We start from the raw sequence: 20,070 nt of genomic DNA, 5'->3' as shown, positions 1-20,070 counted from the left end.
AAAACGCAGCGGAAGCCGCTGCGTACGATGAGAACGTGAGGGGTGACCTCTCCTCGCCCGTGTAAGTTACACGTAAGTTATGACAGAAATTTGTCACGGAACCGACTTATTGGCCGGGACAAAGCGCCTCATGCGCGCTAACGATCGCATTTGCGACATGCCGTTCACATGGCATTGCGTTTCACGCGAGCCCCACCAACGGATGCGCTTCCGCCCGCCAGGGGGATGTCAAGAAGTGACGCACGCGCTCAGGCCGCACCTGCGGCAGCGTGGCAGGCGCCCAGCCGGGGCGGTGATCCTTGTCCACCAAATGCGCGCGCACGCCTTCACAGAAATCCCCTTCCTGGATTCCGCGCGCAACAATGCCCAGCTCCATCTGAAAGCATTCCGCCAGCGACAACTGCCGGCCCCGCAGCAACGCTTCGCGCGTGACATGCAGCATCGTCGGCGAATGCGTGGTCATGGCATCCAGCGTCGCCTGCAGCCATTGACGCGGCTCGCGTGCCGACTCGCGCTCGAGGCTCTCTCGCAGCGTGGCGACCATGCGATCGACCGAAGAGCGCCGATCGAAATAGCGCAGCACCCACGGCATCGCCTGTGCAAGCGGCGCGTGCGGAACGATGTTGCAAGGCGGCTCGAACACGCGGCGCAGCGCCTGCATGAGGTCGCCATCGTGCGGCATGCGCTGCAGACGGTCTTCAAACGACGCCAGCCATTCGGCGGGCACGCACACATCGGCCAAGTGGCAATGCAAGGCGTCGGCGCCGATCAGCGTCACGCCCGTCAGGCCAACATACAGCTCCAGCTCGGGCGACATCACGCTCAAAAAGCGCGTGGCGCCCACGTCCGGGAGAAAGCCGATGCGCGTCTCGGGCATTGCCATCTTCGTGCGCTCGGTCACGACACGCAGCCGTGCCGCCTGCCCAAGGCCCATGCCGCCGCCCATGGTGATGCCGTCCATCAGCGCAACGATGGGCTTCGGAAACTGGTGCAGCGCGTAGTCGAGCCGGTATTCGTCGACGAAGAACTGCAGCCAGCCGTCGTCGCCGTCCATGCGGCCCTGCTGCGCAAGCTGATAGAGCGCCCGCACATCGCCACCCGCGCAGAAGCCTTTCTGACCCGCACCGCGCAGCACCAGCGCGACGATGCCGTCGTCGTGGCGGCATTGCTCCAGCAGCGTCGCCAACTGGCGCACCATGCCGTGCGAAAGTGCATTCAGGGCAGCCTGACGGTTCAGGGTGATGACGGCCACGCGGTTGACCACGCGCATCAACACCTCGGGTTCGGCAGCGGCGGCCTCGGTTGGCCGCGCCTGCAGTTGGACGACACTCATTGCAGCGTCTCCGATTCGTGTGCGGAATGCCAGCGCGGCGCGCGTTTCTCAAGGAAGGCGTTCACGCCTTCGCGCTGATCCGGGTGGTCAAACAGATCGACAAAGCGCTCGCGCTCCACAGCCAACGCCGCACCTCGCGGCACGCCATTGCGCGCCAAGTGGATGAGCTGCTTGCTGAAGGTGACGGCCTGCGGGCTCAACGTGGTCACACGCAGCGCCATGGCAATGGCCGCTTCGCGCGCCGCACCGGTTTCCACGACCTCTTCCACCAGGCCGATACGCAGAGCGGTCTGCGCGTCGACGCGCTCGCCGGTCAGGATCATGCGCTTGGCCCAGCCTTCGCCCACCAGCCAGGGCAGCGTCTGCGTGCCGCAACCGCAGCACAGCAGGCCGACGGCCGTCTCGGGCACGGCCAGCTTGGCGTGCGCTTCGGCAATGCGGATGTCGCTTGCCAGCGCACACTCAAGACCGCCGCCCATCGCAAAGCCGTTGATGGCCGCGATCACCACTGGGCGCGCATTCTGCAGCGCCTCGAACGCGGCACCGAAACGTGCAGCGGCCTCGCGGGCTACATCGCGGTCGCCATCGGCAAAGGTGTTCAGATCAGCGCCCGCGCTGAAGAACTTTGGCCCATCGCCGGTGACGACGATGGCGCGCACGCGTGCGTCGGCGTTCAATCGCTCGACGGTGCCTTGCAACTGCAGCAGACCTTCCGGGGTGAACGCGTTGGCCGGCGGACGCTTGAGCGTCAGCACCGCGACGGTGCCCTCATGCAGCGTTTCCAGTTCGATCATCACGCCGCTCCGTCTTTCCGATACAGCTTGATCACGGCGGAGAAATCCAGCTTGCCATCGCCCTTGCTGCTCACGGTTTGATAGAGCTGCTGTGCCAGCGCACCCAAGTAGACGGGTTGACGGACCGACTTTGCGGCATCACCGGCCAGGCCCAGATCCTTGAGCATCAGGTCAGTACCGAATCCGCCCGTATAGCCGCGCGAGGACGGCGCGGTGTCGATCACGCCCGGGAAGGGGTTGTAGGTGTCCGAACTCCAGCAGCGCCCCGTCGACGTGTTGATGATGCCGCCCAGCACCTTCGGGTCGATGCCCAGCGCTTCGCCCAGCGACATGGCTTCGGCCACGCCGGCCATCGTGATGCCGAGCACGAGGTTGTTGCAGATCTTCGCGCCTTGCCCCGCGCCGGTGTCGCCGCAATGCACGAGATTCTTGCCCATGGCGGACAGCACCGGACGCACCTGCTCGAACGCCGCCGCGCTGCCGCCCACCATGAAGGTCAGCGTGCCGGCTGCCGCGCCACCCGTGCCGCCCGAGACTGGCGCATCGACGAAGGGGTTGCCGTGCTCGGCCGCCAACGCGCCAAGCGCCTTGGCGCTGGCCGGGTCGATGGTGCTCGAATCGATGATGGGCACGCCCTTGGCGATGCCCGCCAGCACGCCGTCTTCTGCCGTCAGCACATGGCGCACATGCGCGGCGGCAGGCAGCATGGTGATGACGGTCTCCGCGCCCGTCACGGCGTCCTTGGGGGACACAGCGGCCACGGCACCGGCTTCCACCAGCGCGCCCACTGCCTGCGTATTCAAATCAAAGACGGTCAGCGCGTGGCCCGCCTTGAGCAGGTTGCGCGCCATCGGGGCACCCATGTTGCCCAGGCCGATGAATGCGATTTTCATGTCAACGCTCCCGGTGCGATCAGCGCAGGCTGATGGTGGTATTCACGCCGCCGGCATCGACCGCGTCGTCAAACCAGCGCGCCGTGACCGTCTTCGTTTGCGTATAGAACTGCACGACCTGTTTCCCGTACGGGCCCAGGTCGCCCAGTTTGGAGCCGCGCGAGCCGGTAAAGCTGAAGTACGGCACGGGCACCGGAATGGGAATGTTGATACCGACCTGCCCGACGTCGATCTCGCTCTGGAACTTGCGTGCTGATGCGCCGCTCTGCGTGAACAGGCCCACACCGTTGCCGAACGGGTTGGCGTTGACCAGCGCAATGGCGTCGTCCAGCGTAGGCACAGTCAGCACCAGCAGCACGGGCCCGAAGATTTCGTTGGTGTAGATGTCCATGTCGGTCTTCACGTCGGTGAAGATCGTCGGGCCGATGAAGTTGCCGCCTTCGTAACCGGCCACGCGCACATTGCGGCCATCGAGCGCCAGCGTGGCACCCTGCTGCACGCCCGACTCGATCAGGCCGAGAATGCGCTGCTTGGCCGCGCGCGAGACGACCGGGCCGACATCGGTGCCCGGCTCCACCCCGGCGTTCACCTTCAGCGCCTTGGCTTTCTGCACGAGGTCCGGCAGCCACTGCTGTGCCGCGCCAACCAGCACGACCACGGAGGTTGCCATGCACCGCTGCCCCGCTGCGCCAAAGCCCGCCCCAACCAGCGCATTGATGGCCTGCTCGCGGTTCGCGTCGGGCAGCACCACGGCGTGGTTCTTGGCGCCCATCATCGATTGCACGCGCTTGCCGTGCTCGCTGCCCAGGCGGTAAACATGCGTGCCCACTGCGGTCGAGCCCACAAACGAAATCGCCTTCACGTGTTCGTGCGTGCACAGTGCATCCACGACGTCCTTGCCGCCATGCACGACGTTCAATACGCCGGGCGGCACACCGGCCTCGAGCGCCAGTTCAACCAGCTGCATGGTCGACAGCGGATCCTGCTCCGAAGGCTTGAGCACAAACGTGTTGCCACACACGATGGCCATCGGGAACATCCACAGGGGGATCATGGCCGGGAAGTTGAACGGCGTGATGCCGGCGCACACGCCAATCGGCTGGCGCAACGTGTAGGTGTCGACCGCGCCGGCCACGTTCTCCAGAAATTCGCCCTGCTGCAGTGAGCCCACCGAGCACGCGTGCTCCACCACTTCCAGCCCGCGGAAGATATCGCCTTCGGCATCGGGCAGCGTCTTGCCCTGCTCGGCCGTCAGCGTGCGGGCAATGCGCGGCGAGTGCTCGCGGATCAGCGCCTGGAACTTCAGCATGATGCGCATGCGCGCACCGACCGGCGTGTTCTTCCACGTGGCAAACGCAGCATGTGCGGAGCGGATGGCTGCATCCACTTCGCCGGCCGTGGCAAACGGCACGCGCGCCAGCACTTCCTGCGTGGCGGGGTTCACGATGTCGCGCCATTCCTTCGACTGCGATTCGACAAACTCGCCGCCGATCAGCAGCTTGACGGTGGGCGGGGTGTCCTGCTGTGCGGCAGGCTTGGCGGAAGCGAGAGAGGCAACGGCGCTCATGGGAGTCTCCTGGCGAATCGGTATCGGTTGCGGTTTCGGTAGTGGTGATCGGTTCAATGCGGAATGGGCATATCAGGCGAAGTCTTCTTCCCAGTACTCGCCAGGCAAGCGAGCCGGCTGGGGCGTGCGCTCAAGCTCCCGCCGACGCAGTTCGACGCGGCGGATCTTTCCCGAGATGGTCTTGGGCAGCTCGCTGAACTGCAGCCGGCGGATGCGTTTGTAGGGCGCCAGCTTTTCGCGCGAGAACAGGAACACGGCCCGGGCCAGTTCAGGGCCGGCCTCATAGCCCTGGCGCACCGTCACGAATGCCTTTGGCACGGACAGCCGCAGCGGATCGGAACTCGGCACCACGGCGGCCTCGGCAATGGCTTCGTGCTCGATCAGCACGCTTTCCAACTCGAAAGGGCTCAGGCGGTAGTCGGACGACTTGAACACGTCGTCGGTGCGGCCCACATAGACGAAGTAGCCGTCGTCGCGCCGCATCGCCACGTCGGAGGTGTGGTAATAGCCGTTGCGCATCGCCTCGGCCGTGGCTTTGGCGTTGTTGGCGTAGCCCTGCATCAGGCCGAGCGGGCGGTGCGAGAGCGGCAGCACGATTTCGCCTTCGCTGGCGGGCTGATCATCGTGGTCGACCAGCTCCACGCGGTAGCCGGGCAGCGGCCGCCCGACCGAACCCGGCACGACCGGCTGGCCCGGCGTGTTGCCGATCTGGCAGGTGGTCTCGGTCTGGCCGAAGCCGTCGCGGATGGTCACGCCCCAGGCGCTGCGCACGCGCTCGATGATCTCGGGGTTCAGCGGCTCGCCCGCGCCGACGATCTCGCGCAGCTTGACGGCGTACGAGGCCAGCGGCTCCTGCACCAGCATGCGCCACACGGTGGGCGGCGCGCACAGCGTGGTCACGTTAAAGCGCACCAGCACATCCAGCGTGTCCTTCGGCACGAAGCGCGCGTAGTTGTAGACGAACACGCAGGCCTGCGCATTCCACGGGGCGAAGAAGCAGCTCCACGCGTGTTTCGCCCAGCCGGGCGAGCTGATGTTCCAGTGGATGTCGCCGGGCTGCAGGCCGATCCAGTACATGGTCGACAGGTGGCCGACGGGGTAGCTCTGGTGTGTGTGTTCCACCAGTTTCGGCTTGGACGTGGTGCCCGAGGTGAAGTACAGCAGCAACGGGTCGGTTGCCTTGGTCGGCCCGTCGGGCGCGAACTGCGCCGGCGCCTCGTACGCTGCTGCCAGGTCGATCCAGCCTTCGCGCTGCGCACCCACGGCGATGCGCTTGATGCTTGCATCCACACTGTCGAACTTGTTCAGCTCCGCCGCATCGACGACCACGCAGTTCGCACCGCCCAACTCAACGCGGTCGCGCACGTCATCCGGCGAAAGCTGCGTCGTGGCCGGCAGCACCACCGCGCCCAGCTTCATCGCCGCGAGCATCACGTCCCACAGTTCGACGCGGTTGGGCAGCATCAGCAGCAGACGGTCACCACGCACGATGCCAAGCTCACGCAGGAAGTTCGCCATGCGCGACGAGCGCTCCGACATCTGCGCAAACGACAGCTTCAACCCTTCGCTCTGCGGGTCATCGATGATCCACAGCGCCGGGTTGTCGTTGCCGCGCGCCATCACATCGAAGTAGTCGAGCGCCCAGTTGAACGTGTCCAGCTTCGGCCACGCAAACTCGCGATACGCCCGGTCGTAGTCGGTGCGATGGCGCAGCAGAAAATCGCGCGCTTCCACAAAACCCTGTGCTGCAGATACCGCTTCGTTCATCGTCGTCTCCTGGTCGGCGCGTTTGCGCTCTTTCGTATTCGGTCGATGTGCGCGGTGCGTGCTACACGTGCCGCGCGATCACCATCCGCTGGACTTCGCTGGTGCCTTCGTAGATCTGGGTGATGCGTGCATCGCGGTAGTGGCGCTCGACGGCGTAGTCGGCCAGGTAGCCATAGCCGCCGTGAATCTGGATGGCGTTGGAGCAGATCTCTTCCGCCAGTTCCGACGCGTAGAGCTTGGCCTGCGAGGCCTCCGACAGGCACGGCTTGTCTGCACTGCGCAGGCGCGCTGCGTGGTGAACGAGCAGGCGCGCCGCATTCAGGCGCGTGGCCATGTCGGCCAGCATGTTGGCGATGGTCTGGTGCTCGCGCAGCGCCTTGCCGAACTGAATGCGCTCATTCGCGTAGTTGCGCGCTGCATCGAAGGCGGCACGCGCAATGCCCACGGCTTGCGCGGCAATGCCGATGCGCCCGCCTTCGAGGTTCGACAGCGCGATCTTCAGGCCCTCGCCACGCTCGCCCAGTAGGTTCTCTTCGGGCACGGCGCAGTCTTCCAGCGTGATCGGGCAGGTGTCCGATGCGCGAATGCCGAGCTTGTGTTCGGGCCGCCCAACGTGAAAGCCCGGCGTGTCCGTCGGCACGATGAAGGCCGAGATGCCGCGCTTGCCCGCATCAGGGTCCGTCACGGCAAAGACGATGGCGATGTCCGCGCGTGCGCCGTTGGTGACGAACTGCTTGTTGCCGTTGAGCACCCACTTGCCGTCGCGCAGTACCGCACGGGTGCGCAGGTTGTTGGCTTCGGAGCCGGCGTGCGGCTCGGTCAGGCAGAACGCGCCAATCGCGCGGCCCGTGGCCAGGTCCGGCAGGTAACGCGCCTTCTGCGCCGCGGTGCCGAACTTGAGGATGGGGCCGCAGCCCACCGAGTTGTGCACGCTCATCATCGTCGCGCTGGCAGCGCACCCGGCAGCCACCTCTTCCAGCGCAAGCGCATAGGCCACGTAGTCGGTGTACGAACCGCCCCACTCCGCCGGCACGATCATGCCCAGCAGGCCCAGCTCGCCCATCTCGCGCACCACCTCGTCGGGCAAGGCGCCGTCACGGTCCCACTGCGCGGCGTTGGGCGCCAGGCGTTCGGTGGCAAAGGCGCGCGCAGCGTCGTGGATCATTCGCTGCTCTTCGGTATAGAAGTCGTCCATCGCTTGGCTCTTGCTTGTTTGCTGGCTGGGGCCGCGTGACGCTGCCTGTGCAGGCGCCTTACACTGTGCAGCCCGCGGCGCTCGGGTTCGATGGGGAAAAAGTGTAGGCACGCGGCCGGGCGGCTTCGATGCCCGTCACGATCAACTTGCGTGAGCGGATTTGCCATGCCGATGAAAAACAACGAGAAAGGAACCGTCTCTGTCAGCCTCGTCAACGAGGCCGTGACGCGCGCCCGCGCGCATGGCGTCGACACGCAGCCCATCATGGCCGCCGCGGGCATCACGCCGCAGATGCTGGCGCAACCGCGCAGCCGCGTGTCGTCCGCGCAGTACGGCGCGCTGTGGGCCGGCATTGCGCAGGCGATGGACGACGAGTTCTTCGGGCAGGATGCACACCCCATGCGCTGGGGCAGTTTCGTGGCGATGACGCAGGCGGCGCTCACCGCTCGCACGGGCCGGCAGGCGCTGGCCCGGGCCACGGGCTTTCTGCGGCTGGTGCTGGACGATCTGCATGTGCGCGTTGAAGAAAGCCCCGACCGCGTGCGCCTCGTCTTCGTGCACCGCAAGGGCACGCGGGTGCCGCCCATGTTCACCTACGCCACGTGGCTCATCATGGTCTACGGGCTGGTGTGCTGGCTCGTGGGGCGGCGCATTCCCTTCATTGCCGCGCGCTTCCGTTGCGCGGCGCCGCAAGATGCGCAGGAATATCGCCTGATGTTCTGCGACGACATGGCGTTCAAGCAGGATGCGTCGTACGTCGACCTATCGCCCGATTTTCTGGACCTGCCGGTCATTCAGACGGCCGCGTCCATCAAGACGTTCCTGCGCGATGCGCCGGGCAGCTTCATCGTCAAGTACCGCAACCCGGATTCGTTCGCTGCGCGCGTGCGCAAGATGCTGCGTAACCTCCCGGTGGCCAGTTGGCCCGCTTCGGATGCAATGGCGCTCAAACTGAACGTGGCCGAGGCCACCATGCGGCGGCGCCTGAAGCTCGAGGGCCACACGTATCAGTCGATCAAGGACGACCTGCGGCGCGACATTGCCATCGGCCAGTTGCAGGACACGCGCCGCACCATCGCCGACATTGCCGTCGCGGTCGGCTTTGCGGAACCGAGCGCCTTTCACCGCGCCTTCCGCAAGTGGACAGGCATGCGGCCGACGGACTATCGACTGGCCCGTGCAGACTGAGGTTGCGCGGCGACGGTACCTTCGCTCGTGCCGCTCACTTCTCGCAACGTATCCAGAAACGCCTTGAGCACCGGCGAGTGATCGTCCACTCGATAGTGGACGTATAGCGGCACAGGCGGCAGCGCCGGCTCCAGCGGGCGGAAGACCACACCGGGCGGTGCAAGATTGGCCGTCGAGCCCGGCAGCAGCGCCACACCAAAACCCGCACTCACCAGCGCCAGCAGCGTCTGCACTTCGGTCACCTGTTGGCGCACAAGCGGCGCAAAGCCCGCCTGGATGCACAGATGCAGCAGATGATCGGCAAAGCGCGATCGCTTGGATTCGAACGCGACAAACGACTCGCCGGCAAAATCGCCGAGGGCCAGGCTGGTGTGCCCGGCCAGGCGGTGCGTGGCGGGCAACGCCATCACGATGGGCTCGTGCTGCAGCAGTTCGCTGCGCACGGCTGGGTCTTCCTGCCCCAGCCGGAAGATGCATGCATCGATGCGGCGCTCCTTGAGCGCGGCCACCTGCGCGGCTGGCGTCATCTCTTGCAAGCGCCATTCAACCCCGGGGTACCGCTCGCGAAACTGGCGCAACGCTTCGGGCAGCAGCCCAACCATCACCGAGCTGATCATGCCGATCTCCAGCTCGCCGACCTGGCCACGGCCTGCCTGCCGGGTGAGATCCAGCGCGCGGTTGAGCTGCGCAAACACCAGCGGCGCCTGCTCCTTGAGCGTGCGGCCGGCCGCCGTCAGTTCCACACGATGGTGGCTGCGCACAAACAGCGGCGTGCCGATCTCGTCTTCCAGCAGCCGGATCTGCTGGCTCAGCGGCGGCTGCGACATGAACAGGCGCGCCGCCGCCCGGCCGAAGTGCAGCTCGTCGGCCAGCACCGAGAAATAACGCAGCAGGCGGATGTCCACGGTATGCGCTACGCCTTCAGGCCGAAGTTGAACGGCGTCTCGCGCTGGCGCCTGCCGGTCAACCGGAAGATGGCATTGGCAATGGCCGGCGCCACCGGCGGGTTGGCCAGCTCGCCCACACCGCCGGGCTTATCGCGGTTGCCATCGGTAATGACGATGTCGATGGCGGGCATGTCCGACATGCGCATCACCGGGTAGTCATGGAAATTGCTTTGCTGCACCGCGCCGCCCTGGATGTCGATGCGATCGAACAGCGCATGGCCGAGGCCCCACATCAGCCCGCCGTACAACTGCTCCTCCACGCCGGTGCGCGACACCGCCAAGCCGACGTCCGCCACGCAGGTGAGCTTTTCGACGACCACGCGGCCGTCCTTGCGCGCCACCTGCGCCACCACGGCGATGTAGCTGTCATACGCCTGATGCGTGGCGACGCCCAGTGCGTGACCGTGCGCCATGTTTCCCCACCCCGCGCGCTGTGCGGCGGCGCGCAGCACGTCGACATGCCGGGGCCGGTCGGCCATGTGAGCGATACGGAAATCAACCGGATCGCGCCTGGCCGCCGCAGCCAGCTCGTCCATGAAGCTCTCGGTGGCGAAGACATTGGGGATGAAGCTGACGGCGCGGTACCAGCCCGTCGGGATGCCCGTTTCGTGCCGCACCCAGCCGATGTCCATGTGGTTGGCGCGGTATGGGAAGTCCCACTTCGAGAGGGCCTCTGTGGTGCTGTAATCCATGCGGTCGGGGCGGTCGAAGTAGCCGGGCTCCCATTGCTCGGGCGAGGCCGGAGACACGGCGCGAATATGCAGCGCATCCAACCGGCCCTGCGCATCGAGCGCGCCTTCGAGCCGGTGATACGTCGCGGGGTGTCCGTACAGCGCGCGCATCTCGTCTTCGCGGCTGTTCATCAGCTTGACGGGCACGCCCGTCTTCTTGGCAAGGTAGGTGACTTCGAACAGCCAGTATTTGCTCTCGCGCGCACCAAAGCTGCCGCCCGACACCATCTCGTGCAGCACCACCTTGTCGCGTGGCACGCCGCAGATCACCTCGGCAGCTTCCATCGCGGTGGATGGCACCTGGATGCCGCCCCAGTATTGAATCGTGCCGTCCTTGAACCACGCGGTGATGTTGACGGGTTCCAGCGGATTCTGCTGCTTGTACGGCATGCGGTAGGCCGCATCGATGCGCTTGGCGCCGTGGGCCATCGCCACGTCCGTGTTGCCGGTCTGCACGGTGTGCACCACGCGCGCCTTGCCGCTGGCTAGCCACGCAGCCTGGTGCTGGGCAACATGGCCGCTGTCGAAATCGGCGAAGGCGCTGTCGTCCCACTCGACCTTGAGCGCCGCGCGGCCCTTGTTGGCGGCCCAGTAGTCATCCGCCAGCACGGCCACGCCTTCCTGATTACCGCCGAGCACATCGGAGCGCATCGGGATGGTCATGACCTGGCGCACGCCCCGCACCTTCAAGGCTTCGGCGCTGTCGATGCGGCGCACGCGCGCACCGGGCATGGGCGCGCGCTGCACGACTGCCACCAGCATGCCGGGCAACGACACATCGATGCCGTACTGGAACCGGCCCGTCGCCTTGGCCAGCGCATCGCGTTTGTGCCGCAGCTTGCCGATGTACTTGAAGTCCGCCGGATTCTTCAACGCCACATTGGCAGGTGCAGGCAGTCTGCCGGCCGTATCGGCCAGTTCGCCGTAGGTGGCCTTGCGGCCGTCGGCATTGCAGATGACGGTGCCGTCTGCAGTGCTGCAACTGCCTACGGGTACACCCCAACGTTGCGCTGCCGCGCTGATGAGCATCGCGCGCGCCGTGGCGCCGGCTTTCCGCAGGCGCGCATATTCGAGCGACACGCTGGTGCTGCCGCCGGTGGAATACACCTTCCAGATCGGATGGATGTAGTCCTGGTAGAACGGATCCTCCGGCGTGACGACGGCAATGCGCATCGGGTCGACATCCAGCTCTTCGGCCACGCAGGCTGCCAGGGCAGTTTGCGTGCCGGTGCCGGAATCGTGCTTGTGGACGACGATCTTGACGGTGTTGTCGGCCAGCACCCGCACCCAGGCGTTCGGTTCGAATTCCCCCGCGCCGCCATCCTTGCCGGCGGCCAGTGCATCGGGCAAGCGAAAGCCGACCGCCAGCCCCGCCGTCAGCAGCGCACTCTGCTGCAGGAAGCGGCGGCGCGACGGTGTATGCAAATCACGCGGCGCGTTCATGCCTTGCCTCGCTCGTCGGCGGCGCGCTTGATGGCCTGGCGGATGCGCCCGTAGGTGCCGCAGCGGCAGATGTTGCCGGCCATGGCATTCGTGATGGCCTCGTCGTTGACGGGCGTGCCTGCCGCCAACAACGCAGCGGCCGACATGATCTGCCCCGATTGGCAGTAGCCGCATTGCGGCACGTCTTCAGCCACCCAGGCGCGTTGCAGGGGGTGCGTGCCGTCTTTGGACAGCCCTTCGATGGTCGTCACGCTGTGTCCGGCCGCTGCCGATGCCGGCGTGATGCACGCGCGGATCGGCGCGCCATCCAGATGGACGGTGCAGGCCCCGCAGAAGCCGCCGCCGCAGCCGAATTTGGCGCCCGTCAGCTTGAGCCGATCGCGCAGCACCCACAGCAGGGGCATGTCGGCATCGGCGTCATCCAGCGCATGGGGCGCGCCATTGACCATAATCTCGGTCATCATTGTCTCCTCCAGAATCGGGCCGTCTTGTGCGGCCGCGCCTGGCTGCAATATGAAGCCGCGACCGGTCACCCCGCCAGCGACGATTTCTGCCAGCCCGTGTAAGTCGAACTAACAGCTCACCTGCCGCCGCCATGTACAAGCGTTATCCGTCGATCCAGTCGATGCATGCCTTTCTGCAGGCCGCGCGCACTGGCAGCTTTACCAAGGCCGCGCAGCAACTGGACCTGACGCACAGCGCGATCAGCCAGCAGATCCGCTCGCTGGAGGAGTTCATCGGCCAGCCGCTGTTTGTGCGCGAGGCGGGCGGCATCGTGCTGACCGATGCGGGCCAGCTCTTTGCCAGCATGCTCACCGACGGCTTTGGGCAGGTGGACCGGGCGCTGTCTTCGGTGCGCAACCGGCACGTGCCGCAAACGCTCATCGTCGATGTCGACAGCGAACTGGCGCAGGGTTGGCTCAATGCGAGGCTGCCGCAATTGCTCGCGGCTCTGCCCGGCTACCAGGTGATGTTCCTGTCGACCCCGCGCGGCGAGCGGCCGTCGTTCGAGCGCGTGGATGTCTCGCTGCGCTACGGCTATGGCGAATGGGATGACTGCGAGATGGCGCTCATCTGTGGCGACCACGTCACCGCTGTAGCGGCGCCCACGCTGCTGGCGCGGCATGGCTTGCAGGCGCCGCTGGCGCCGCCGGCCGCGATGACGCTGCCGCTGCTGGGCTACACGCGGCGCTCGTGGATTCCCTGGCTGGACGCCGCCGGCCTGGAGCCGCTCGAGCCCGCCGTCGTGGCCGCGTTCGACAATGCCGCCAACATGGTCGCTGCCGCCGAAGCCGGCATCGGGGTGGCGCTGGTGCGTGGGCTGCTGGCGGCCGATGCACTGCAACACGGGCGCCTCGTGCGGCTGACCGATGTCGCCATCCCGGCGCACTACAACCTGTATGCCGTCTGGCAGCGCGGCCAGGGTGAGCGCGCAAAGGCGGTGGTCAACGCAGTGCAGCAACTCGCACGCGGCACGCTCGGCGCCTGAGCGCCCGCCGTCTGCCGACCGGCTTGCCGATATCGGCAACGTATCAAGACCGCCGCCAAATAGTATTGGCCGGCCCCCGGCCCTGACTCCGATACTGCGCCCCAAGCAGCACGCATCCGGCATCACGCGATCCGGCGAGGGGAAGGCACACGCCTAGCAAAGAGCGCCGCGCTGCAGGACGTGCCTGCCCTCACCGGGAAGCCATCACCCGCTTCCTCCCAGTCATCAGGAGATCCAACGATGATCATCGACATCAGCTGCTACCCCACCGACCTGGTGGACCTCGCGTGGTGGCACGACGGCGACCCCTTTACCGGCGAGCGCTTGCTCGAAATGATGGACGGCCCTTACATGATCAACGGCAAGCCGCGCCGTATCGACAAGGCCTTCATCCAGCCGCCGCAGGGCAACACCATCTACACCTGGACGGACGGCGAGCTTTCGGGCCGCGAGTCCATCGACGCCTACATGGCGTACACGCTCAAGATGGTGCAGACCTATCCCGACCGTTTCATCGGGTGCTTCGTCTACAACCCGCGCTGCGGCGTGCAGAACGGCGTGGAGGCCATCGAGCGCTATGTAAAGGAGCACGGCTTCAAGATGGTCCAGATGCAGGCCAACATGCACGCCTACCGGCCGGACCGCGCGCTGGACTGGGTGATGCCCGCGTTCGAGAAATGTGCCGAGCTGGGAGTGCCCGTCAAGCTGCATACGGGCGACGGCCCCTACAGCATTCCGTCGGAATGGATTCCGATGATCAAGCGCTTCCCGAACGTCGATTTCATCATGGCGCACTTCGGCGTGCAGACCGGCGGCGTCTACGTGTTCGAGCCGATGCAGTGGGCGATGGAGCTGCCCAACGTGTATTGCGAATCGGGCTGGTGCCTGCAGTCGCGCATCGTCGAATTTGCCAAGGTGCTGCCCAAGCACAAGATCCTGTTCGGCACCGACACGCCGCCCAACGAGCCCGGGATGTGGCTGCGCCTGCTGGAAGTCTTGTGCATGGACCCGCCGCAGGGCCTGAACCTCGATGAAGACACGCTCGAGGATTACCTGGGCAACAACATCGCCCGCATGATCGGCCTGGAGCCGACCCGTCCGCCCAAGACCGTGGCCGAAGCCGAAGCGCAGCTCGCGCTGGCTGCCGCCTGAGCCACCGCAGACCGCACGGAGCGCAACACATGATTATCGATACCCATCTGCACCCGACCAACCTCGTCGACGAGGCCTGGCGCCACACCGGCACGCCGTTCAACGGCGAACGCATGATCCAGCTGATGGACGGCCCGTACATGATCAACGGCAAGCCCCGCCGCATCGACATGGGCTTCATCCAGCCGCCACCGGGCAACACCGGCTACCGCGACGGCAACCGCCGTGGCCGTGAAGGCATTCGCGACTACATGGCGTACATCGCCGAACTGACGCAGAAGTACCCGGACCGCTTCATCGGCAACTTCACCTACAACCCGCGCTGGGGCCCGGAGAACGGCGCGGCGGAGCTGGAATTCCACATCAAGGAATACGGCTTCAAGATGGTCAAGCTGCACGCCAACATGCACGGCTACCGGCCCGACCGCGCGCTCGCCTGGCTGCGCCCCGCGATGAAGGTCTGCGCCAAGTACAACATCGTGGTGCTGATCCACACCGGCGACGGCCCGTACACCATCCCGACGATGTTCTATCCGATCATCCGCGAGTTCCCGATGGTGAACTTCATCATCGGCCACTTCGGTATCCAGACCGGCGGCAACTACTCGTTCGAAGCGTTCTGGATGGCGATGGACACGCCCAACGTGTACTGCGAATCGGGCTGGTGCTTCCAGTCGCGCATCGTCGAGTTTGCGAAGCAGCTGCCGCGCGACAAGATCGTCTTCGGCACCGATTCGCCGCCCAACGAGCCCGGCATGTGGCTGCGTGAGCTGGAGGTGCTGTGCTCGGCGCCGCCGCAGGGGTTGGGCATCGACGAGGACCACCTCGAAGACTATCTGGGCAACAACATCGCGCGGCTGGTCGGCATCGAGCCCACCAAGCCGCCCAAGGACCTGGCCGAGGCGGAGCTTCGCCTGAAGTCGACCTACGTCCAGACAGCAGAAGCGGCCTGAGCGCCGATCCAGCGGGCGCCGCGCCTCTGTGGTGTTCGGCGCCCGCCTCTAGCGAGGTGTGCCATGAGCATGACCCGGCTTGGCGAAGGCCAGGATTTCCACGTCTTCGCCAATCTCTATCGCGAGCTGTATCCCGAAGATGTGCTGACACTGCACAACGGTATCTCTGCAGACCAGGACGTCACCGCCGTCATCGATCAGCTTGCTGCGCGCAACCAGACCCCCATGCTGGTCTGCGAGCAGGTCAGCGGCCTGCAGGTGCCGCTGGTCACGAACGTCTTTGCCTCGCGGTCACGGCTGGCGCGGTTGCTCGACGTGCTGCCGCATCAACTGCACGACGCCTTCCAGGCACGCGCCAATGCGCCCATCGCACCGCGTGTCGTCTCGCATGGCCCCATCGCTGACGAGGTAGTCGAAGGCGACGCGGTCGACGTTGCGCTGCTGCCGATGATCAAGCACTTCGAGAGCGACCGCGCGCCCTACATCACCAACGCGATCATCGTGGCCGAAGACCCGGTGACGGGCGTGGCCAACATGAGCTATCACCGCTCGATGCGCCACGCACGCAACGCACTGGCGACGAGCCTGCACTCGCGCGGCCACCTGTGGCGCATGCTGCAGACCGCGCGCGAGCGCGGCGACGTGCTGCGCGTGGCGATGGTGGTGGGCGCGCATCCGTTGTTCATGCTGGCCGCCGCCGCCCGCCTGCCCTTTGGTGCCGACGAACGCGCCGTGGCCGGCGGCCTGCTGGGCACGCCGCTCGATATCGTCCGCACGCCGCGCTACGGCATTGGCGTGCCGGCGGCAGCGGAGTTCGTGCTTGAAGGCACCATCGACCCTGCCGCCTATGCGGAAGAAGGCCCGTTCGGTGAATTTACCGGCTATTCGTCGGACCGTTCCACCAACAACGTGCTGCGCATCGACACGCTGATGCGCCGGCGTGATGCCTGGTTGGTCGACGTGGTGGGCGGCCCGTATGCAGAACACCTGACGCTTGCCCGCCTGCCGCGCGAAGCCGAAATGAGCGAGAAGCTCAAGGCGCGCTTCCCATCGGTGACGGCGCTGCACTATCCGAACTCAGGCACGCACTTCCATTGCTACGTGGCGCTCAATCCGACGCGCGATGGCGAGGCGCGGCAGGTCATGCTGGCCCTGCTCGGCTGGGACCCGTACCTCAAGACCGTGATTGCCGTCGATTCCGATATCGACCTGCAGCAGGACGAGCAGGTGCTGTGGGCCATGGCCACACACTTCCAGCCGCACCAGGATATGTTCATGGTCGATGGCCTGCCCGGAAGCCCGCTCGATCCGTCATCGTCCGTGCACGGTACGACATCACGCATGGGCATCGACGCCACGCGCGGTGCCGGCTTCGAAGGCATCCGCGCACGCATCGATCCGCAGGCGATTGCCCGCGCCGGCGACATCCTCCGCCAGGCCGGAGTGCGCCCATGAGCGCGCGCCACCCTCGCGCTCCAACCCGGCCGCGCATGGTGGTCGGCATCAGCGGTGCATCGGGCTTCGTCTATGGCGTGCGACTGCTCGAACTGCTGCGCGCGCTCGATGTGGAGACGCATCTGGTCGTCACGCGTTCTGCGCTGCTGACGATGGCGCACGAAACGCCGTACAAGCTCGCCGACGTGATCGATCGCGCCACGCATTACCACCGCGCGGACGACATGGCCGCCGGCATTGCCAGCGGATCGTTCCGCGCGCTGGGCATGATCGTGGCGCCTTGCTCGATGAAATCGCTGGCGGAAATCGCCACCGGCGTCTCGTCGACGCTGCTGACACGCGCGGCAGACGTCACGCTCAAGGAGCGCCGTCCGCTCGTACTGATGGCGCGCGAGACGCCATTCACGCTCGCACACCTGCGCAACATGCAGGCCGTCACGGAGATGGGCGCCATCGTCGCGCCGCCCGTGCCGGCCTTCTATGCGCGCCCCAATACGTTGGACGACATGATCGACCACACCCTCGGCCGCGTGCTCGACCTGTTCGGGCTCGATGCCGGCACCGCCCTGCGCTGGGGCGAAGAAGCCTTACCTGCCTTAGTCCGTACCCCACCCACGCTCGACAAGGAGACAACATGAAACCCCAAGCCACGGCCCACGCCACGCTTCCCGGCCCGAACACCAAGATTCCGGTCACCATCCTCACCGGCTTCCTTGGCGCCGGCAAAACCACGCTGCTGAACTTCATCCTGCGCGAAAACCACGGCCGCAAGATCGCCGTGATCGAAAACGAGTTCGGTGAAGTCGGCATCGACGGCGGCCTCGTCATGGCCTCCGAAAACGAAGAAATCTACGAGATGGTCAACGGCTGCGTGTGTTGCACGGCGGAGGTGCGCGAAGACCTCGTGCGCATCGTGCGCCAGCTCGTCGCGCGGCCCGAACGGCTCGACCATATCCTGGTGGAAACCAGCGGCCTGGCCGATCCGTATCCAGTGGCGCAGTCGTTCTTCATCGACGACCCTATTGCCGAACATGTCGAGCTTGACGCCATCGTCACCATGGTCGACGCCAAGCACATCGCCGCCCACCTCGACGACCTGCACCTGGATGGCGTCGACAACCAGGCCGTCGACCAGATCGTCTGCGCGGACCGCATCGTCATCAACAAGGTGGACCTTGTGGGCCGCGACGATATCGACGCGCTGCGCGGACGCATCCGCGGCTTGAACGCCACCGCCGACATCGTCACCTCCAGCTATGCCGAGGTCGATCTGAACAAGATCATCGGTGTCGGCGCGTTCGAGGCGACGCAGAAGCTGCTGGAGATCGGCGCAGACGCCGGCCACGAGCATGACGCGCACGACCACGAACATGAACATGTTCACGCCGACGCTCACGAGCATGACCATGAGCACGACCACCAGCACGATCCGAGTGTCTCGTCCGTGGGTTTTGACGTACCTGCCGACGTGGATCTCGTGCGCTTCCACACGTGGATCGACACCCTGCGCACCGAGCAGGCGGAAACGCTGTTCCGCATGAAGGGCATCCTGGCGGTGAAAGGTCAGCCGCAGCGCTACGTGCTGCAGGGCGTGCACAGCCTCATCGACTTTCGCGCGACGCAGCCTTGGGGCAGCGAAGCGCGCAGCAGCAAGATCGTCTTCATCGGCCGCGACCTCGATCGTGCGGCCCTGCAGGACGGTTTCAACGCGTGTCTGGCGGCGTGAGCATGCCATGACATGACATCCCCCTGACCCGAGGGCGGCTCCTGGCACGCCCCGGGCATGACAACGATAGGAGACAACCATGACAACAGCCGTACACCCGGTCGACCAGATTCTGTCGACCCGACAGATGTTGACGTTGGGCTTGCAGCATATGGCGGTGTCGTACATCGGCGCCATCGCGGTGCCGATGATCATTGCGTCGGCGCTCAAGATGTCGCAAGCGGACACCATTGTCCTCATCAGTACCACGTTGTTCTGCTCGGGCATTGCCACGCTGTTGCAGACCATCGGGTTCTGGAAGTTCGGGGTTCGGTTGCCGATCCTGCAGGGGGTGGCGTTCAGCAGCGTGGGGCCGGTGATCGCCATCGGCACCAACCCTGCCGTAGGTTTCGCGGGCGTGTGCGGTGCGGTCATTGCGGCCGGGCTGTTCACGCTGCTCGCCGCACCGCTGGTGGGGCGGCTGCGGCGATTTTTTCCACCGGTGGTCACGGGCTGCATCGTGACCGTCATCGGCCTGCAGCTCTTTCCCGTCGCCTATGACTGGGTTGGCGGCGGACGCAACGCTGCCAACTTCGGTGCACCATCGTTTCTGCTGGTGGCCGCGGTTGTGGTTGCCACCATCCTCCTCATCAACCGCTTCGGCAGCCCACTGCTGCGCAACCTCGCCGTGCTGGTGGGCATGATCGTCGGCACGTTGCTGGGCTGCGCCATGGGCATGGGCAACTTCCACGGCGTGGCAGACGCGCCGTGGGTCACGCTGCCGGTGCCGTTCCACTTTGGGGTGCCCGTATTCGCCGTGGTGCCCGCGCTGACGATGATCGTGGTGATGATCGTGCAGATGGTGGAATCGATGGGCCTGTTCCTGGCCATCGGCGACATCGTCGAAAAGCCGATCGAAGAAGAGGAAGCCATCAACGGCCTGCGCGCCAACGGGCTGGCCAGCGCCATCGCCGGCATGTTCGCCGCATTCCCGTTCATCGCCTTCATGGAGAACGTCGGCCTGGTGGTGCTCACCGGCGTGCGTAGCCGCTGGGTGGTGGCCGTGAGCGGCGTGCTGATGTGCCTGGTGGCGCTGGTGCCCAAGGCAGGCGCCGTGATTGCAGCCACGCCGACAGCCGCATTGGGCGGTGCCGGCATCGCCATGTTCGGCGTGGTGGCCGCAGCCGGCATCCAGACGTTGGCGCGCGTCGACTATGAGCACAACCGCTACAACGTGCTCATCGTCGGCTTCACGATTGCCGCCGCGCTGGTGCCGGTGCTCGCGCCCACGCTGTTCAAGGCCCTGCCGGACTGGACGCAACCGTTCCTGCACAGCGGCGTGGTCATCGCCTGCCTGGTGTCGGTGGCGCTGAACCTGCTGCTCAACGGTACCGAAGAAGCGCACGTGCCCGCGTCGGTCGTGCGCACGGCGGGCCGCGCTTGATTTTCCAATGGACC

Annotated in this window: 17 protein-coding genes; 8 read left to right on the top strand and 9 right to left on the bottom strand. The window is 65.9% G+C overall.

Annotation, left to right across the window (positions count from 1 at the left end; genetic code table 11):
- Positions 1–181: 181 nt before the first annotated feature.
- The 6 genes from N5B55_RS18070 to N5B55_RS18045 form a co-directional block, all read right to left on the bottom strand.
- The gene (locus N5B55_RS18070) at positions 182–1,333 is read right to left on the bottom strand and encodes an enoyl-CoA hydratase/isomerase family protein (RefSeq protein WP_304540860.1); all 1,152 of its coding nucleotides are present in this window, start codon (positions 1,331–1,333) and stop codon (positions 182–184) included.
- Complete coding sequence (locus tag N5B55_RS18065) at positions 1,330–2,127, bottom strand: enoyl-CoA hydratase (RefSeq protein ID WP_304540858.1); 798 nt, start codon at positions 2,125–2,127, stop codon at positions 1,330–1,332. Before N5B55_RS18065 ends, N5B55_RS18070 begins: the two co-directional genes overlap by 4 nt.
- Positions 2,127–3,020 carry a 3-hydroxyisobutyrate dehydrogenase gene (gene mmsB, locus N5B55_RS18060; RefSeq protein ID WP_304540856.1) on the bottom strand — a complete coding sequence of 298 codons (894 nt, stop codon included), beginning with the start codon at positions 3,018–3,020 and terminating at the stop codon, positions 2,127–2,129. Before mmsB ends, N5B55_RS18065 begins: the two co-directional genes overlap by 1 nt.
- A gap of 19 nt (positions 3,021–3,039) precedes the next feature.
- Positions 3,040–4,587, bottom strand: coding sequence for a CoA-acylating methylmalonate-semialdehyde dehydrogenase (locus N5B55_RS18055; protein ID WP_304540854.1), 1,548 nt, complete (start codon positions 4,585–4,587; stop codon positions 3,040–3,042).
- Between the two features lie 72 nt (positions 4,588–4,659).
- Positions 4,660–6,354 (bottom strand): AMP-binding protein, encoded by a 1,695-nt coding sequence (locus N5B55_RS18050; protein WP_304540852.1) that lies wholly within the window; start codon positions 6,352–6,354, stop codon positions 4,660–4,662.
- 61 nt (positions 6,355–6,415) lie between these two features.
- Positions 6,416–7,549, bottom strand: coding sequence for an acyl-CoA dehydrogenase (locus N5B55_RS18045; protein ID WP_304540851.1), 1,134 nt, complete (start codon positions 7,547–7,549; stop codon positions 6,416–6,418).
- A gap of 171 nt (positions 7,550–7,720) precedes the next feature.
- Here N5B55_RS18045 and N5B55_RS18040 point away from each other — a divergent pair, with 171 nt between their 5' ends.
- Positions 7,721–8,737, top strand: a complete 1,017-nt coding sequence (locus tag N5B55_RS18040; RefSeq protein WP_304541860.1) for an AraC family transcriptional regulator — start codon at positions 7,721–7,723, stop codon at positions 8,735–8,737.
- Here N5B55_RS18040 and N5B55_RS18035 read toward each other — a convergent pair.
- Genes N5B55_RS18035 through N5B55_RS18025 form a run of 3 tightly spaced genes read right to left on the bottom strand, consistent with a single transcriptional unit; the run spans position 8,713 to position 12,319 of the window.
- Positions 8,713–9,642 carry a LysR family transcriptional regulator gene (locus tag N5B55_RS18035; protein ID WP_304540849.1) on the bottom strand — a complete coding sequence of 310 codons (930 nt, stop codon included), beginning with the start codon at positions 9,640–9,642 and terminating at the stop codon, positions 8,713–8,715. The genes N5B55_RS18040 and N5B55_RS18035 overlap by 25 nt on opposite strands.
- Before the next feature lie 8 nt (positions 9,643–9,650).
- The gene (locus N5B55_RS18030) at positions 9,651–11,858 is read right to left on the bottom strand and encodes a xanthine dehydrogenase family protein molybdopterin-binding subunit (RefSeq protein ID WP_304540847.1); all 2,208 of its coding nucleotides are present in this window, start codon (positions 11,856–11,858) and stop codon (positions 9,651–9,653) included.
- Positions 11,855–12,319 (bottom strand): (2Fe-2S)-binding protein, encoded by a 465-nt coding sequence (locus N5B55_RS18025; RefSeq protein WP_304541858.1) that lies wholly within the window; start codon positions 12,317–12,319, stop codon positions 11,855–11,857. The genes N5B55_RS18030 and N5B55_RS18025 overlap by 4 nt, the downstream gene beginning before the upstream one ends.
- Positions 12,320–12,453: 134 nt before the next feature.
- Between N5B55_RS18025 and N5B55_RS18020 the strand changes: the two genes are divergently transcribed.
- From N5B55_RS18020 to N5B55_RS17990, 7 genes are all read left to right on the top strand, one after another.
- Positions 12,454–13,347 (top strand): LysR family transcriptional regulator, encoded by an 894-nt coding sequence (locus N5B55_RS18020; RefSeq protein ID WP_304540845.1) that lies wholly within the window; start codon positions 12,454–12,456, stop codon positions 13,345–13,347.
- A gap of 240 nt (positions 13,348–13,587) precedes the next feature.
- Positions 13,588–14,499, top strand: coding sequence for an amidohydrolase family protein (locus N5B55_RS18015; RefSeq protein ID WP_045202142.1), 912 nt, complete (start codon positions 13,588–13,590; stop codon positions 14,497–14,499).
- A 29-nt stretch (positions 14,500–14,528) separates the two neighbouring features.
- Complete coding sequence (locus tag N5B55_RS18010; RefSeq protein ID WP_304540839.1) at positions 14,529–15,452, top strand: amidohydrolase family protein; 924 nt, start codon at positions 14,529–14,531, stop codon at positions 15,450–15,452.
- Between the two features lie 63 nt (positions 15,453–15,515).
- Entirely contained in the window at positions 15,516–16,907 is a 1,392-nt protein-coding gene (locus tag N5B55_RS18005; protein ID WP_304540837.1) for a UbiD family decarboxylase, read from the top strand.
- Positions 16,904–17,545, top strand: coding sequence for a UbiX family flavin prenyltransferase (locus tag N5B55_RS18000; RefSeq protein WP_216647828.1), 642 nt, complete (start codon positions 16,904–16,906; stop codon positions 17,543–17,545). Before N5B55_RS18005 ends, N5B55_RS18000 begins: the two co-directional genes overlap by 4 nt.
- Positions 17,542–18,633: a CobW family GTP-binding protein gene (locus N5B55_RS17995; protein WP_304540834.1), complete on the top strand. Its 1,092-nt coding sequence runs from the start codon at positions 17,542–17,544 to the stop codon at positions 18,631–18,633. Before N5B55_RS18000 ends, N5B55_RS17995 begins: the two co-directional genes overlap by 4 nt.
- A gap of 79 nt (positions 18,634–18,712) precedes the next feature.
- Complete coding sequence (locus tag N5B55_RS17990) at positions 18,713–20,056, top strand: nucleobase:cation symporter-2 family protein (protein ID WP_065854054.1); 1,344 nt, start codon at positions 18,713–18,715, stop codon at positions 20,054–20,056.
- The last annotated feature ends 14 nt before the right edge of the window (positions 20,057–20,070 follow it).

This window comes from Ralstonia pickettii, from assembly GCF_030582395.1.
GTDB lineage: Bacteria > Pseudomonadota > Gammaproteobacteria > Burkholderiales > Burkholderiaceae > Ralstonia > Ralstonia pickettii_D.
Note: the sequence above shows the minus strand (reverse complement) of the source record. Positions and strands in the feature narration are given on the sequence as shown.